Here is a 17,485-nt window from a genome sequence, read left to right as displayed (position 1 = left end):
TTAACTATCGTTTTAGTTACAAATCTTCTAAAATCTGAATGTCAAAAATATGATATTCAAATATTCATGCACCCATAGCATACTCAAAAAGTAAAATCAGCCCAGTCGTTAAATAAGGCACCCCACTGAGGAGAAATGAGAAAAGAAACAGAAACTGTTATTAAGCCGAAAACGACGACTCAGCAAAAAAGAATTGTCTGTTTCTCTCATCAGTTAAACACTTGGTTTTTGGCAAGTAGTAAATGGAATCAGCACAGTTTCAGTTTTCAGTGCAGCTTGTTAATTCTGACTGCGGCCTGGATTCTAACTGCAAATGGACTGAGAGCTACGGCAAATAACTTTACACCAGACTCGGCTCAAAATAGTAGTCAGCCAGAGTTACAAATAGTACAAGAAACAGAATCTTCCCCGGTAACTGCCCCGAATCAACCCGAATCGAACCCACAACCAGAAACACCACAACAGATTCGGGTTCGCAAAATCCAAGTTGTCGATAGCACAGTCTTTAATGAAAATGACTTTAATCCAGTAGTCAAACCCTTTGAAGAACGGGACTTGACTTTAGAAGAAATCAGACAAGCCGCAGATGCTATTACCCAGCTTTACTTAAATAAAGGCTATATAAATTCCAGAGCAGTTCCAGACATCCAGCAATCGAATACTGCCGATGGTGTGGTGGTAATTCGGGTGATTGAAGGGCGTTTGACCGAGATTGACATCGAAGGAACGCGGCGATTAAACCCATCTTATATTCGTAGCCGCATCCAACTAGGTGCGGGTATCCCTCTGAATAGTGGTAAGCTCGAAGAACAACTGAAACTGTTGCGACTCGATCCTCTATTTACCAATGTGGAAGCGCGTCTGCGGCCAACGGGTAAGGTTGGTCAAAGTATTCTCATTGTCAGAGTTGAAGAGGCAAGAACTTTAATTGGTAGCTTGGGTGTAGATAATTATTCGCCTCCCGCTATTGGTGGGGAAAGATTAGGTATTGAACTGCGCGATCGCAATTTAACCGGCATGGGAGATGAGTTAGCAGGTTCATATTACCACACCCTTTCTGGTGGTGCTGATGCCTTTGATTTTAGCTATCAAGTTCCTGTGAACGCGATGAATGGCAGGGTGCAAATTAGAGCCGCATTTAATCGCAATGAAATTACCGAACCACCCTTTGATGCCCTTGGGATTCGAGCAAACCAGGATCTTTATGAAATCAATTATCGTCAACCACTGGTGCGATCGCCAAGAGAAGAATTTGCCCTATCTTTGGGATTTACCTACCAAGATGGTCAAACCTTCATCCTCAATAATCTCGCACAACCTTTTGGGATTGGGCCTGATGCCAATGGCGTTAGCCGCACCAGTGTAATTAAATTTGCTCAAGATTATATCAGGCGCGAACCTCAAGGAGCTTGGTTTTTGCGATCGCAATTTAATTTTGGCATTGACATATTAGACGCAACTATCAACAATGATCCCACACCCGATGGCCGCTTTTTCAGTTGGTTGGGTCAAATACAGCGCGTCCAGCAACTCAGTGCCGATCATTTATTACTTATCCAAGCAGACTTGCAACTAACACCAGATAGCCTTTTACCTTCCCAGCAATTCGTCATTGGCGGCGGACAATCTGTAAGGGGATATCGGCAAAATATCCGCTCAGGGGATAATGGATTTCGTGTAGCGATCGAAGATCGGATCACAGTGCAGCGCAATGAATCTGGATTATCCACAATTCAACTCGCGCCATTTATAGATATGGGAGCAGTTTGGAATCAATCTAATAATCCGAATCCGCTAGCCGATCAAACTTTTTTGGTGGGTGCAGGCTTAGGATTAATCTGGAATCAGGCAATGGGAATTGATAATCTGTTTTTGCGGCTCGATTATGGATTTCCATTTATCGATTTGAGCGATCGCGGTAATAATGCTCAAGATGAGGGCTTTTACTTTAGCCTTCGCTATCAACCTTAATACAGTAGGTTAGCACAGCTATGCTAACCTACCGAAATCTATAGGACTACTATTTGATTTCTGAAAAACTCCATACATCTCGAAAAGGTTAATTCACTATTCCCTACCTACGCAAATAATTTCATTTATGGAAATGGTATATGTCCTGTTTTAAATCTGTTCGGGCTTAATACTTAATAGTGTGAGCGTTACAATTTTTCAGCAATAACGATTATTTATCTTATTTTCAAGCCAATTACTATTATTTTGCCTCTGTTTAGCTGATAGTAATAATTTATATTCAAATTTTCCTAACAGACTTATAAATAAAGGGCAGCATCACAACAAATTTTCATGTTTTTGTATACAATAATTAATGATTAAGTTCAACTTTTGTATGAGCTTTCCTTAATATTCCAAGGTAAAATTAAACTTAAGTTAAGTCTATATCCCTGTTCTGTCACTTTCGGAAAACAATAATCAAAGCGAAATTGTCAACCTTTGATTTAATCAAGCTTTGAGCCTTTATTTTTTAACAGTAACTATATAAGCCGAAACCTAAAGATTAAAGCTCCCAAAGGCTTTCCAAGATTGGGTTCTCCTAAAGTTACAGAAGAGGGATAAGTTTCGATGACCTACGCTACAAGACTCAAGTTCACTCATAGAGATATTTATAGAGGAACAGAATTTTATGACCTCAACCACAACTTACACTTACGATCCGACTGGCAAATTGATATCTGAGAATATAGACAACAACAGTGATGGAACAACAGACTCAGTTATTAAATACAGGTATAACAACACATTCGTAAGTGATGACAATAACGGCGACGGCATCACTGATAATGTGAACGCCTTTACTTATGATGCCAATGGCAACTTGATATCTATACGTGTAGATAGCAATGGCGACGGTATAGTTGATTATTTTGAAACCTATACTCGTGATGCCAACGGCAACAAGACATCCGAAAGCGGTGACTTCACCGGAGACGGCATAGTTGATACCGTCATTTATACTTATGATGCTAACGGCAAGCTGATATCCTTTAGCGGCGACTATAATGCCGACGGTGTACTGGATTCTATCGCAACCAATACTTATGATGCTAACGGCAAGTTGACATCTTTTAGCCGTGACAACAATAATGACGGCATCACTGATGAGGTCACAACCTATACTTATGATGCTAACGGCAATTTAACATCCAATAGCTATGACTACAACGCCGACGGCATCCCTGAAATTGTCCAAACCTATACTTATGATGCAAACGGCAACCAGATATCCGAAAGCTTTGACTACAACGCCGACGGCATCACTGATTATTCCACAACCTATACTTATGATGCAAACGGCAACCAGATATCTGAAAGCGTTGACTCCAACGCCGACGATGTACTTGATTATATCGCCACCTATACTTATGATGCTAACGGTAATCAAACATCACAGAGCGTTGACTACAACACCGACGGCATCGTTGATTCTTTCACAACCTATACTTATGATGCTAATGGAAAGTTGATATCCCAAAGTGATGACACCAACGCCGACGGCATTACTGATTATTCCACAACCTATACTTATGATGCAAACGGCAACCAGATATCCAAAAGCGTTGACTCCAACGGTGACGGCATCACTGATTATTCCACAACCTATACTTATGATGCTAACGGCAACCAGACATCACTAGGCGTTGACTACAACGGCGACGGCATCGTTGATTTTTTCAGAACCTATACTTATGGACGCGCTACCGCCAGCTATGACTTCAACAACGATGGTGTAGTTGATGCAGTTGGCACTTATATCTACGATTTGAGCGGCAAGCTAAAATCACAGGAGATTGACAATAATGGCGATCGCATCATTGATGAGGTGATTGCTTACAGCTACGACGCTAACAACAGGCTAGCTGCACAGGTAGCTGACAAAAATAATGATGGCATAGCTGAAGAGATTACTACTTACAACTATGATGCCAACGGCAAACTGACTTCGGCAGATATTGACAAAAACGGCGATGGCATTACTGATGCAGTTGCCACTTATCTGTATGATGCCAACTCTCAACTCATTAGCCAGACTACCACAGAAGGAAATGTTCAGGGGAAAACCTTAAAGGGTGGCAACAGTGCAGATATATTCACTGGTGCGGCTGGCAATGATAAAATTTCTGGCAAAAACGGCAACGATCAACTCTTAGGATTAGCTGGGAATGACTTTCTAGTTGGTGGTAACGGTGATGATATCCTCAACGGCGGCGCTGGTGGTGATATCCTTACAGGCAGGAATGGCGCTGATAAATTTGTATTTAACAGCCTGAGTGATTCACTGCTGTCTAGCTTCGATAGAATTACTGACCTCAAGATCGGTGAAGATAAAATTGATGGTCTAAATGCAGTTTCAGCCTATGATTTGGTTGAACTTGGCACTGTTGCAAGTCTGAACTTGTCAGATGTACAACAAATATTAACTGCAACTGCTTTTGTGGCTAACGTTGCAGCAACTTTTACCCTCGGTACAGGAAATAATGAGCTGACTTTTCTGGCACTGAATGACGATATTAATGGATTTTCTGCCCTCACTGATGCCGTGATTGAGATTAGTGGCTATAAAGGTGACTTAACTCAGTTAGCCATTGTCTAACTTGAGTTACTTCGGGTAGACTAGGCAAATTTGACTAACACCAGAAGACAAAAGGTAAAAAGTCTATTTTGTCAGCTTTTCACCTTTTGTCTGCGAACTGTTTGATATTAAAACTCACGGTTCGCTGATTTTTTTAAAGTTAGGAAAATTCTTAGGTGCTGGTGAGCTACGTCCACAAATAAATCAAAAAATATGAAATAAGCGATCGCTATTCGGGCCAAAGGTTAAATAACGCTTCATTTTCGGAACCCAGTAACTCAATATCTACTTTGAAAAATGATTACGATAGATGGATTAATATAACTCAAACAGAAAAGACAATTCCCAATCCAAAATCTAAAAGCCAAAATGCTATAACTTATCAATGTTCCCTGACTTATGTCAGCATTTTTTGTTTTAAAAATCGCTGAAAAAACGTATTTTCGGATGATTGGCGATTTTTAGTCAATTTATTTTTGATTATTTACTGAGCTAATCTGCATTTGGGGTGTACTCTCAATATACGGTAACTATCACACTCGACCTTTGAGATAAATTACACCCAGAGGTGAATACCATGAAAAATTATGCTGACAAGCAGGAATTTATAGTAAGTCAAATCACAAACAAGTATTTTCAGCGTCGAGATTTCAGTGGATATGACTTAAGTGGAATTGACCTAAAAGGAATTGATTTAAATGGTGTTAACTTCATCGGAGCAGATTTAAGCGGCGTAAATTTGTGTGGCTGTGTCCTCACTCGTGCTAATTTGAGTGGCGCAAATTTGATGCACGCTAGTTTACGTGAAGCTAATTTGTATGAAGCATCTTTGTGTGAAGCTAATTTGACTAATGCTGACTTAACACGAGCAAATTTGTGTGGAACTTTCTTATGGCGGGCAAAATTCACAGGTAGTAATCTTTGGGGTGCTTCTTTATGTGATGTGGATTTGAGAGAAGCAGACTTAAGTGAAGCCAAATTAATTGAAGCATCGCTGATTGAGGCTAACTTAACGAGAGCAAATCTCACAAAAGCAAAGTTATGTGGAGCAAAATTACTAGAAGCTAATTTAGCTGAGGCTAATTTAACTGGTGCAGACTTGACATGGACAAATTTAACTAAGGCAAACTTGAGTAAAGCAAACCTTTGGGAGACAAACCTGATTTATGCGAGGTTCCGAGATACTATCATGCCAGATGACACAATTAAGCAACCTCAGATAGTTATTTATTAGGGATTGGGAATTGGGAATTGGAGTAAATAGCAGTTTCTTCTCTTCTGAATAACGACAAATGACAAATGACCAATGACAAATGACTAAAACTCGCGTTGTGAGAAGATAAAAATAGCGATCGCTAACAACAGGGCACTATAAAGTAAGCCATAGCCAGCATTTGTAATCAGTGCAGTTGGGTCAGGGAGGGCTTGCAAACCATAGACGGCATCATTTTTCAAATCTAATCGAGATAAATCTGGCAAAATCAGAAACAAACCTTGAGTTAGGCGTTCCATACCAGGGTTACGGCTCAGACGACCTAGTTGAACCAAATCTTGGGTGATGTTTCCGATTAAATAGAGAGCAAAGGTTAACACAGTTGCTAGGAGGGAAGCAGTAAAAACACCGAAGGTAATAGCCATAGCGGTGATTAATGACAACTGCAATAATAAGAAAATTGCAGCAATTAGAATACTCGCCGTTGGATGAGGAATGTTACCAAATTGCAGAAATATCAGAAAAATGACTGTCATCGTGGCGACAAGTACAGCTAATACTGCGGATAAACCTAAGTATTTGCCAACGATAATTTCGCTGCGACTGACAGGTTTAGCAATTAACACTAAAATAGTGCGTTTTTCAATTTCCTTATTAACCAGCCCCGTACCAATAAATATCGTCACAATTAAGCCGATGGCATTCATCGCCGCCATCCCGAAGTCTAAAAACATTTTGTCTTCAGTCGTAGCTGCAAATTCAGGAAGGACGCGGAAGGCAATGGCGAGGATTAGCGCATAGAAACCAATAATATATAGGATGCGATCGCGTACCACTTCCTGAAACACATTCTTTGCTAATACAAAAATTCTGTTAATAGCCATTTGTCATTTTTTAGTCATTGGTCATTGGTCATTGAAAAGAGGTTGAGGGGAAAGAGCTAATTTTTTATTCTCCCCCTGCTCCCTGCCCCCTGCTCCCTGCCCCTCACTGCTGCGGAGGTGGCGATCCTGAAATTAATTTACTGGCGCGATCGCATTCAATTTCTGCAACTGTAATCTTATTCTCTGAATTGCTGGGTGCTGCAACTGGTTCAATCCGACAAGATTTTTTCAAGTAATAGCCTCGTGGGTTAGAACTTGGCCCTATCCAAATACTTAATAAATCTAATATATACCCAGACTTAGTATTAGCCACACGTGGTTCAATACGCCATAAATCCTTCTCTTCATATTCACCCAGGTTTTTTTGAATTACTCCCCTACCCAGAGTTCCTACTCGCTGTCTTGCATCTAGTAGCCATTTCTCTACTTCCGACCAAGATGTTTGGTTTATTTGTTGCTCTACTATTGGCTGGAGTCTTTCTAGAACTACAACACCATTTTTGGGGATTTTTACTCGTTCTTCTGTTCTGACAACAAAAGTACTACGTTTAAATGTATCTGCCTGTAAACTGGGATATTGTTTAGCCCAATGATCCATTACAAAATAAAACTGAATCCAGCAACTTAGTAGCATACTACTAGCAACTAAAATTATGATTCTTTGGCGGTCTTCTGGCTTAGGAATTCTAGCTTTTGCGTCGGTATCAGTTCCTTCAATAAATTCTGGTATTGCCGTAATTAGTGCTGAAATTGTCGGCCAAAAAACGATTGTTCTTGGTGTAATTACATCCTCTTGATTTCCAAAAGCAAAAACACTCACTAAGAATCCAGTGATTACTGCCCCAACTGGCATAAAAGTACCAGGAACTCTCAAAGGATCTTCAGTTGTATACCAAGCTGTACCGGCAATTAAAAATAACCAACCGAAAAAGGCAATAACATCTTTGATGTACCCCGTCGCAAAATATGAAAGTACCCAAGAAAAAATACTTGTATAAATCAGTGTTTGCCAAGAATAAGCCTTGGGTGGAACTAATACTTTTCTAATTCCCGCATAAAGTCCTTCGACAAATTTAAAAATTCCAAATGCATCTTTAAGCAGTGTATTCATGTTCCTCCTTGCACCTAATTAATTACTCATCTTTTTTTAATGAAGTAAAGTTTTGCTATTTTGCGCTGAATAATAGAATAATAGTTATAGCAGTATAGCTCAGAGAATTTGCTATTAGTATAGTAATAACCAAGTTATTACTTTGTAATTTCAGATTGCTAAAATTCCGCCACCGCCGCCGTTGAGATACTGGAAGTTCTTCTTCTTTTTTAGCGAAGGTTTCATTTAATGAAAATAGCAATACCCTTAAAATGAAAAACTTCATCAAAAAGGTAGCAAAGAAAATTATAAAAGCAGTAAATATTAGTAAAGCTTGGGTATTAGATGATTTGAAATTATTAAAAAACATATAGTTAATTAATTCTGCTCTCACCTGGATTGGTAAGAGTGGTTCGGCTACGAAAAATACGAACCAACCAATTACGCTAGAAAACAAATTGATAGAGATAGCATAAAAAGTACTAGTTTTTTTGTCAAATTTTAGCCGATGGTTCAAAACATAAGCTTCGATAGGAATGGCAATCAGTACAAATAAAAAGTCAAACAGAATTCCACCAAAGGGAAAAACCGTCGGAAGCATCCAATTCTCAGGCATAAATAATCACGGGTAAGGTTTAACTGTAGAGAGTATAACTGGGATATTGAGGGTGATGGGGAAAATTATTACTACATTTTTCTTGTCCTTTACTATGCTGGTATATCAGTATTCCCTGATTAATATTCTTAATACATCAAGCTGAACTTTATACGGATGCGCCAGAAGGGTAGTTTTTCTACCTGAGAGTACAAGAGGTTAGGTAAGATTAAAGACTGCCACTTATAGCTTTTCGAGAGATGACAAGGAACGGTATCGGTATTCGCACGGCGCAAGTGCGTCAGGAACGGCTCATTGGTCAAATTCACGTCTACGATGGCACGGGTAAAGGCAAATCTCAAGCAGCTTTGGGGGTGGTTTTGCGCTCTATTGGCTTGGGAATAAATACACCTAGCGATTCTAACCGTGTTTTACTACTGCGCTTTTTAAAAGGGCCGGAACGTGATTATGACGAAGATGGCGCGATCGCAGCTTTGCAGCGTGGGTTTCCCCATTTAATAGACCAGGTTCGCACTGGGAGAGCCGAATTTTTTGGCCCAGAGGAAATTACCACCTTTGACCGAGATGAGGCGATGAGGGGTTGGGATGTCGCCAAAGGTGCGATCGCTAGCGGTTTATATTCGGTCGTTGTCTTAGATGAAATTAACCCCGTTCTGGATTTAGGTTTGCTACCAGTGGATGAAGTAGTAAAGACATTAAAATCCAAACCCCAAGAGTTAGAAATCATTGCTACCGGACGCGCCGCACCCCAAAAATTGCTCGATATTGCAGATTTACACTCAGAAATGAAACCTCATCACCACCCAACAGCTAAAGAACTCTTTCTGGAAGGGATTGAAATTTATACTGGTGCTGGTAAAGGTAAGTCTACTAGTGCTTTGGGGAAAGCCTTACAAGCTATTGGTAGGGGAATCAATCATCCAGGGTCTACCCGTGTATTAATTATGCAGTGGCTTAAAGGTGGTAGTGGTTATACAGAAGACGCTGCGATCGCCGCTTTGCAGCAGTCATACCCAGAAGTGGTAGATCATCAGCGTTGCGGTGGAGATTCCATTGTCTGGCGCAATTCCCGACAAGAATTAGACTACGTAGAAGCCGAGCGGGGTTGGGAAATAGCGAAAGTTGCGATCGCCTCTGGAATGTATAAAACTATTATTCTCGATGAACTAAATCCCACCGTTGATTTAGAACTACTCCCGGTTGAACCTATTGTCCAAGCTTTACTCCGCAAACCCCGCGACACTGAAATTATCATCACTGGCCGCTGTCAAAATCAACCGGCATACTTTGACTTAGCTAGCGTTCATTCAGAGGTTTATTGCCACAAACACTATGCAAATCAAGGTGTAGAACTTAAACGAGGGGTAGATTTTTAGGCGTTGCTGCTTAGTTGATATGCTGGATATTCTAGGAAAAAACAAATTTGTTTACCAAAATGGTAAACTTATATTAGTCTAGTAACGCATGGAAATCACCTTCGCTGATCGCCAACTGCAAAAGCTATGCGAACAACAAAACTTAGCGCAAAGAAAATTGGGTGCAAACTGCGCCAAGAAATTGAAAACCCAGTTGGCTATTCTTGGTGCTGCTAATTGTGTCACAGAATTAGTTATAGGCCATCCCCATCCCTTAAAAGGAGATCGGGCAGGTGAATTTGCAGTCAACCTAGAAGGTGGTAAACGACTTGTATTTAAGCCAGACAACGACCCCATACCTCTTAGCGAGGATGGAAGCATTGATTGGTCAAAAGTTACTGCTGTTTCTATTGTTTTTATTGGAGATTACCATGACTAAGACAACCCGACCATTCACTCCAGATTGGGTATCTTCTCCCGGTGATGCCATCGCTGATTTATTAGAAGAGCGTGATTGGACACAAGCACAATTAGCAGAGCGTTTAGGCTATACCACAAAACATATTAGCCAGTTGATCAATGGTAAAGCCCCAATAAATGAAGAAACAGCCCTGAAGCTAGAACGGGTTATGGGTAGTACAGCAGCATTCTGGCTCAGATATGAAGCCCAATATCGCGCCGCTTTAGCACGAATAGAAGAAGAAAACCGCTTAAAGGGGTGGACGTCTTGGTTAGATCAGTTACCAGTGAAAGACTTGATGAACCAAGGTGTAATTCCTAAGTGCCGTTTAATTGCCAAGAATAAGCCTGATTTGGTAAAAAAGTTACTGCAATTTTTCGGTGTTGCCTCACCGGAAGATTGGCAGAATTATTATGCAGGTATGGAAGTTGCTTTTCGTCGTACACGCGAGGAGCAAAGTGATGTTGGTGCTATTTCCGCTTGGTTACGGTTGGGGGAAATAAAAGCAGAACAACTAGATTCTCCCAAATACAGTAAACCAAAATTTGAAAAAGCAGTGCGGGAAATTCGCGCTTTGACGGTGCTACCGCCAGAGGAATTTGAACCACAGATGCAAAAGTTGTGCTGGAAAGCAGGGGTTGTGTTTGTTTTAGTACCATCAATCCAGAAAGCGCATGTCTGTGGTGTTGCCCGATGGTTAAACCCGCATAAAGCGCTGATTCAACTTTCGCTTTATGGTAAAACCAATGACCGCTTCTGGTTTAATTTTTTCCATGAAGCAGCACATATTTTGCTACATGATAAAGAGAATATTTTTCTTGATGAATGGAATAACGGGGAAAGTTTGAAATCGGAGCAGGAAGGTGAAGCAGATAAATGGTCGCGGGAATTTTTGATTCCACCTGAGCATGAGGGGGAATTAACGAAGCTTAAATCTAAAACTGATGTGATTGATTTTGCGGAACGTATCGGCATTCATCCTGCTATTGTTGTAGGTCGGCTGCAACACGATCGTCTAATTGATCCGTCTTGGATAAATGATTTAAAGGTGAGTTTGCATTTTCAACAGATAGAAAGTCTGTAAAGTTTGGCACACTAGCGGTAATTTTTATTTTTGGGTAGTTAGAATATTTTGCACAAAGCGATCGCGTCCTGCTGCCTTTGCTTCATACAATGCCCGATCTGCTTCATCAATCATTTCTTCCAAGTCAGAATCTGGCTGAGGAATTTGTGTCGTCAACCCGACACTAATTGTTACATAAGCTTTAACTGGGGAATTTTCATGAGGTATTGCCAATGTTCGGACAGCATGGCAAATTTTCTCGGCAACATGAATCGCCCCTTCTACATCTGTATCAGGTAAAATCACAACAAATTCTTCCCCACCATAACGGGCAACTAAGTCTGCGGGACGGTTAATAATATCTTTGATGGCTTGAGCAATTTCTTGAAGACAGCGATCGCCAACTCGATGACCATAAGTATCGTTATATGATTTGAAGAAATCAACATCGCAAAGAATCAGCGAAAGCGGCCGTTGCTCTCGTTTTAGGCGTTGCCACTCTTGGTTAAAATACTCTTCAAACCGTCGGCGGTTAGCTACTTGAGTTAATCCATCAATAGTAACTAATCGCTGCAATTCCACATTCACGGCTTCCAGTTTTTGCTGTAACTGAGATTGCTGAATCAAGCGTTTTACCCGTTGTCGCAAAACTGGCCAATGAATCGGTTTGGTAACATAGTCCATTGCCCCCACTGCAAATGCTCGGTCAACTGACTCTTGATCTTCAAGTCCTGTAATCATTAAAACTGGAGTGTGCTTACCACAATCAAGTAGTTCCAAGTGAGTGCAACACTCGAACCCATCCATGTCGGGCATTATGGCATCAAGAAGAATGATATCAGGGTGCAGTTGGTTAAAAGCAGTTAAAGCCTCTCTGCCATTTTGAGCTTCCGCTATTTTATAGCCTTCCCGCTCCAAGAAATGCCGAAGTATCATGCGGATAAAAGGTTCATCATCAACAATTAGAACTAAAGATTGGCTTTCTTGAGCAGTGGCGATCATGACGTTTCCTCCGCAAGTTCTTTTTCTAAGGCAGTTTTAACTTGTTGATATTCTTGGTATAATTGCGTGAGTAATTCTACGCTGTTTTCTAATTCACTGCTGCGTCCTTGTGCTTCTAAGACCTTGCAAACCTGCGCTAAGGCGATCGCTCCAATAGAGGCACTACTAGACTTAAGTTGGTGGGCTGCCTTCCATACAGTTTGAGCATCCTGAGTTGCGATCGCTGTGCCAATATCTTGCACTAATTTCGGTGTCTCTGTAAGATAACACCCAATCAGTTCAGCAAATATAACCCGATCTCCTCTGACCATATCCCGCAAAGATTGAAGAATTTTGGCATCAATTTTGGCACTTTTTAATGTCTGATTTTGCCCTTCTTGGAGAATATTTTGCGAAGGTTCCAATACTTTATCAACGAAGGCAGGAGAAAGACTACCCGATGCAATCGATAAATTATCTATATCTTGCCCAGTCCAGAAGGATCTTGGATTTAAGAACTCCCCTGAACTCTCGTACCCTGCCCCCTGCCCCCTGCCCCCTGCTCCCTGCCCCCTGCTCCCTGCACCCTGCCCCCTGCCCCCTGCCCCCTGCCCCCTGCTCCCTGCCCCCTGCCTCCTATCTCCGACTGTGGAAGTGAATTCCAGACTTCTTTGGCGTGGGCATTTGCTGAGTGCCTGAGTTAATTCTTGGAACTGAATCGGTTTACTGATGTAGTCATCCATACCAGCGCCAAGACAGACTTCGCGATCGCCTCGCATCGCATTAGCAGTTATTGCAATGATATGGGGGCGAAAACCTTCCCATTCTTGACAGATTCTCCGAGATGTTTCTAATCCATCCATCTCAGGCATCTGGATATCCATCAATACCACGTCATAAGGCTGTTTTTCTAATGCCTTAAGTACCTCTACCCCGTTGGTGACGACATCAGCTGAATAACCCATTTTCTGTAGCATCAGTAAAGCAACTTTCTGATTAACAGCCGTATCCTCTGCCAGAAGAATCCGCAGTGGCAGCCGATGATCCAAATGCCGATCGACCAAGGAAAAATCAGAAATACTGGCTGGGCTTGGCTGATTTCCTAAAATCCGGGTAATAATATCGTAGAGTTGAGACTGTTTGATGGGTTTGCTCAAAGAGGCAGCAAACTCTACATCATTAAAATCAGAGGATGTTTCCCCTTTACCCAAAGAGGTCAGAATCACTAAAGGCAGATTTTGACAACCAGATTGTTTGCGGATTTGACGAGCTAGGGTAATGCCATCCATTTCTGGCATTTGCATATCTAAGATGGCAATATCAAATTGTGTTCCCTGAGCAAGTTGGGCTAAAGCTTCTTTACCAGATTTGGCAGCATAAGTTTCCATTTTCCAAGACTCTGCTTGCAAGCTGATAATTTGGCGGTTGGTCAGATTGTCGTCCACAATCAACAGGCGTTTTCCCTGAAGCTGCATCGCCGAATTAACAAATTCAGCTTCTGGTGCAGCAGTCGCTTGGGTGGCAATGGTGAAGTAAAACGTTGAACCTTGCCAAGAGTAAGAAGATGATATTCCACTTTTCCATCTTGGGCTAGGATTACCACCGATAACCCCTTGGCTTTCCACCCAAAGAGTACCGCCCATCATTTTACTCAGCCGCTTGCTGATTACTAGTCCTAATCCTGTGCCACCATATCGTCGAGTCATGGAGACATCAGCCTGAGCGAAGGGGTGAAATAACCGCTCTATCTTTTCTGGCGTGATGCCAATACCTGTATCTTTGATGGCAAATTGAATTTGGATTAGGGATTTGGAAGAAGCAGAAGGGCAGGGGGAAGGCTTGCCGTGAGCGTAGCCGAACGGGTGCAGAAGAGAAGAATTTTCCCCCTGCTTGCGCGAATCCCCAGCCCCTAGTTCAACATAAAGTACCACTTCTCCATGTTCAGTAAACTTAATTGCGTTATTGAGGAGATTCATCAAGACTTGGCGCAGACGTGTCATATCACCAATAATCTGGGCAGGAACTTGCGGTTGGATTAGATAAGCTAGTTCGATATCTTTTTGAGCAGCTTTAGGAGCTAATAAAGAAATGGCCTGTTCCACACAAGCTCTCAAATCAAAAGGCTGTTCTTCTAATTCCAGCTTTCCTGACTCAATTTTAGAGAAATCTAAAATGTCGTTGATGATGGTGAGCAAAGCATCTCCGCTACTGCGAACTGTTTCCACAAAGTCTTGTTGTTGGGGGGTGAGGTCAGTATCTAACAGTAAATCGGTCATGCCAATAACAGCATTCATTGGAGTCCGAATTTCGTGGCTCATCATTGCCAGAAACTCACTTTTTGCTCGATTTGCGGCTTCAGCCTGACGTTTTGCCCGCTCCAAGGCAAAGTTTTTTAAAGTAAGTTCTTCTCGGCGGCGCGTTTCTTGTTCCAGTAAGTAAGCCTGTGCTAAAGCAATACCCAATTGAGCCGCCACTGCTTCTAATAATTCAATTTCGTCTGGTGTCCACTGACGAAAATAGCTGCACTGATGTAGCCCGATCGCACCGTTGGGTTCTCCTTGATAGGAGGTGCGAATTGACAGCATAGACTTCAGCCCAATTTCTCGGCAGATAGCTTCAGTTTTCTGGAGTAAAGGATCGGCATACACATTTGGGGAAGCGATCGCACTTTCTTGTGCCATCATCTGCTCTGCATGGGGATTGTTAGTTATAGGAACTGCTAATTTCACTACTGAGCAGCAATTGGAAAGTGTATTATACTGTGCTACTAAGGGAATTTGGGGAATAGGGTCGCTAATGTAAGAATGGATTAGACAGCGATCGACTTTAAAAGCTTGGCCAATTTGGGTAGCAGCCGTCTCAAAGATTTTGCTAGTATCAAGACTTTGACGAATTTCTTGAGTAATTTGTTCAAGTAGTAGGGTGCGATGCAATTGCCGTTGCAATGCTTCTTCAGCTCGTTTATTCTCGGTAATGTCGTGATTAATGCCAACAGTGGCAATAACTTCTCCTTGTTCATCCTGTAAAGAGACTACAGTTGTTTTACAAATTCCCTTAGTGCCATCTTTACGAAGAAAGTGTATTTCCCCTGACCAGCGTGCTTGCTGGTTGATTTTTTCGAAAATTTTGCCGCTTAATGTTGTGGCTACTTCTGGCTGATGTAAAATACTGATATGTTTAGCTAAAATTTCGGCTTTGGTATAGCCAAATATACTTTCGGCAGCAGGATTCCAGTCAACAATATTTCCGGTTAAATCTGTAATAATTACGCCATCATGCATATTTTCAAAAGTGAGAGCTTGCTTAGGCAGGCTGGCTTCAGCTTGCTTGCGATGGTTAATATTTGTTTGAATTCCAATAAAGTGGCTTAACTTGCCATTTTCGTCATGTATAGGAGAAACACTCAGTTCATTCCAGAACAAGATACCATCTTTGCTATGGTTGCGGAGAATAACTTTACAACTTGTTCCATCTTGAAGGGATGAGTGCAGTTGATTGAGTGCTGATTGCTTGTTATCTGTGCATTGCAAAAACGGCCCAACGTAAATAAATCGCCCAGTTTTCAAGTCTAATTCCCAAGGAATGACTTTGACGCTTTCTAGTAACTGGCGTAGATGATTTTCGCGATCGCGCAAGGCAATTTCTATCTGTTTATGTTCAAAAATCTTGTGAGTTAACTCTTGATTTCTTGCTTTCAGTGCCAGGGCAAAACAGATTGATAATATCAGCGAAACAACAAGCAAGAATCCTGCTATCAATATTAATTGTGTTAACAACCCCGGAATTTGGATTAAAAATCTCTGCCAGAGTAAGACTACAGAGATTGATAAGAAAATCCCCAACAACAAAGCTAGTAATTTTCGCTTGCGGAAAAACATCACAGCTTTTAACCAGTTATATTGGTGCTGTTTAATCACTTCTTTATTAACCCTCAAGTACTTTCAGGGCTTATTGCACTGACTTTTACTTTTAAGTAATCTAAAATATCAATGGCAAGGGGGCAATTACTGAATTTTTTAGGTTAAAATATGCTTTATGCTTTTTGGCAACATCCAAAAATTTTAAGTAGAGCATGAATTGCAATCTGGAGTTGTAAGCAATATTTCTGACGGACTATAAAGCTATCTACGAGACGCTGTGCGTAGCTTGCTTCCCTGTAGAAGTTAAGAATACTCATTATCAGCGTTGTATTTTTAATTCTTTGACTAGTGTTTAGACACTTAGAGGCAGACTTCTTGTGCCCCTACTTTTAAAACAGCTACGCAAATCAACATAAAAAAAAGATTAAAAACAAGGGTTAAAGGGATTGATTCCCCTTAACCCTTCCCTTTTCAACACAATAGTGCAAAAAGAAGTTAATGAACAGAGTCAAGACAAGCACTCCCTACGCGAACACAATCTAGAATGAAAATCTTTTTCTCTGTTCCCTATTTTCCAGATAGGTCTATTGCCTAAAATTGTGCTTTAGATTACAGATGTTTCGCGTTGACAATCAAAAACAACCATGTAGGAAGCATTTGGTATTTCTTGAGGAAGGTGTCGCATATAACCATCTGCATCAGAACGGCTGCGGAAGCGAGCTACAATTTCCCGTTGCGTATTAGGAAGCTGACGAGCGATCGCCCAAGAATTTAGGCGTTCTTTATAAGCAATACCTTGATTGTCTGATTTAGAAGCTTGGTTATCCGTATTTTCTGGCATAATGATGTTAACCGTATGAAGTTTAATGAAGGACGTTAATTAGTTTCTAGGTAGGAATGCACTAACGCTTTTTTTTATGCTGCTGCCACCTTGTTATTCGATTATTAATAAGTTGTCAACACTTAGCGCTATATTTTAGACCAACTAAGTTGTAATTTTCAGATAGTTATGAATCTCAAAGCCTTAATTTGCAATTGTTTTCAGCACACAACAATGTTTAAGCAGAAAGTTCGGCAAATATTGGATTTGCATGATTTTTATGCATATCCATAAGTAAAATCAGTATCAGTAGTAAAACTAAGCTAAGTGTCTTAAAAATAACTATTAAAATTTAATTTGTGAATAAAGATTAACGTGACAGTTTTGATTTCCGATCAGTGCGATGTCTACGATGGGCTACACGCCTACGGGAAAGCTTTATTGTAGACATTTATGTTTTTTATAATTACTTGGTAATAATTAAAAATTAATAATTTATATAGATAGTAATAAATGAATTTTTATTAAACTTTTTGCTATAGCTATAGGAACAAT

Annotated in this window: 12 protein-coding genes; 6 read left to right on the top strand and 6 right to left on the bottom strand. The window is 40.9% G+C overall.

Going from position 1 to position 17,485, the window contains the following annotated elements; translation table 11 throughout:
• Positions 1-135 precede the first annotated feature (135 nt).
• From VB732_RS15810 to VB732_RS15800, 3 genes are all read left to right on the top strand, one after another.
• Positions 136-1,971 carry a ShlB/FhaC/HecB family hemolysin secretion/activation protein gene (locus VB732_RS15810; protein ID WP_323231820.1) on the top strand — a complete coding sequence of 612 codons (1,836 nt, stop codon included), beginning with the start codon at positions 136-138 and terminating at the stop codon, positions 1,969-1,971.
• Between the two features lie 670 nt (positions 1,972-2,641).
• Positions 2,642-4,609 (top strand): bluetail domain-containing putative surface protein, encoded by a 1,968-nt coding sequence (locus tag VB732_RS15805; protein ID WP_323231819.1) that lies wholly within the window; start codon positions 2,642-2,644, stop codon positions 4,607-4,609.
• A 556-nt stretch (positions 4,610-5,165) separates the two neighbouring features.
• Positions 5,166-5,822, top strand: coding sequence for a pentapeptide repeat-containing protein (locus VB732_RS15800; RefSeq protein WP_323231818.1), 657 nt, complete (start codon positions 5,166-5,168; stop codon positions 5,820-5,822).
• Between the two features lie 83 nt (positions 5,823-5,905).
• On the opposite strand, the gene VB732_RS15795 is transcribed toward VB732_RS15800, so the two are convergent.
• The 3 genes from VB732_RS15795 to fraC all read right to left on the bottom strand — a co-directional run bounded on the left by VB732_RS15795 (position 5,906) and on the right by fraC (position 8,391).
• Entirely contained in the window at positions 5,906-6,685 is a 780-nt protein-coding gene (locus VB732_RS15795) for an ABC transporter permease (protein ID WP_323231817.1), read from the bottom strand.
• Between the two features lie 103 nt (positions 6,686-6,788).
• Complete coding sequence (gene fraD / locus VB732_RS15790; RefSeq protein ID WP_323231816.1) at positions 6,789-7,796, bottom strand: septal junction protein FraD; 1,008 nt, start codon at positions 7,794-7,796, stop codon at positions 6,789-6,791.
• Positions 7,797-7,851: 55 nt separating this feature from the next.
• Positions 7,852-8,391 carry a filament integrity protein FraC gene (gene fraC / locus VB732_RS15785; RefSeq protein WP_323231815.1) on the bottom strand — a complete coding sequence of 180 codons (540 nt, stop codon included), beginning with the start codon at positions 8,389-8,391 and terminating at the stop codon, positions 7,852-7,854.
• 239 nt (positions 8,392-8,630) lie between these two features.
• Here fraC and VB732_RS15780 point away from each other — a divergent pair, with 239 nt between their 5' ends.
• The 3 genes from VB732_RS15780 to VB732_RS15770 all read left to right on the top strand — a co-directional run bounded on the left by VB732_RS15780 (position 8,631) and on the right by VB732_RS15770 (position 11,290).
• Positions 8,631-9,767 (top strand): cob(I)yrinic acid a,c-diamide adenosyltransferase, encoded by a 1,137-nt coding sequence (locus VB732_RS15780; protein ID WP_323231814.1) that lies wholly within the window; start codon positions 8,631-8,633, stop codon positions 9,765-9,767.
• 88 nt (positions 9,768-9,855) lie between these two features.
• Positions 9,856-10,185: a killer suppression protein HigA gene (locus VB732_RS15775; protein ID WP_323231813.1), complete on the top strand. Its 330-nt coding sequence runs from the start codon at positions 9,856-9,858 to the stop codon at positions 10,183-10,185.
• Complete coding sequence (locus VB732_RS15770) at positions 10,178-11,290, top strand: HigA family addiction module antitoxin (RefSeq protein WP_323231812.1); 1,113 nt, start codon at positions 10,178-10,180, stop codon at positions 11,288-11,290. Before VB732_RS15775 ends, VB732_RS15770 begins: the two co-directional genes overlap by 8 nt.
• Positions 11,291-11,314: 24 nt before the next feature.
• On the opposite strand, the gene VB732_RS15765 is transcribed toward VB732_RS15770, so the two are convergent.
• From VB732_RS15765 to VB732_RS15755, 3 genes are all read right to left on the bottom strand, one after another.
• Positions 11,315-12,271 carry a PleD family two-component system response regulator gene (locus tag VB732_RS15765; RefSeq protein ID WP_323231811.1) on the bottom strand — a complete coding sequence of 319 codons (957 nt, stop codon included), beginning with the start codon at positions 12,269-12,271 and terminating at the stop codon, positions 11,315-11,317.
• Positions 12,268-16,167 carry a response regulator gene (locus tag VB732_RS15760; RefSeq protein ID WP_323231810.1) on the bottom strand — a complete coding sequence of 1,300 codons (3,900 nt, stop codon included), beginning with the start codon at positions 16,165-16,167 and terminating at the stop codon, positions 12,268-12,270. The genes VB732_RS15765 and VB732_RS15760 overlap by 4 nt, the downstream gene beginning before the upstream one ends.
• Before the next feature lie 547 nt (positions 16,168-16,714).
• Positions 16,715-16,951: a hypothetical protein gene (locus VB732_RS15755; RefSeq protein ID WP_323231809.1), complete on the bottom strand. Its 237-nt coding sequence runs from the start codon at positions 16,949-16,951 to the stop codon at positions 16,715-16,717.
• Positions 16,952-17,485: the final 534 nt, after the last annotated feature.

Origin of the sequence: Nostoc sp. UHCC 0252 (assembly GCF_034931145.1) — a bacterium.
Classification (GTDB): Bacteria; Cyanobacteriota; Cyanobacteriia; order Cyanobacteriales; family Nostocaceae; genus Nostoc.
Note: the sequence above shows the minus strand (reverse complement) of the source record. Positions and strands in the feature narration are given on the sequence as shown.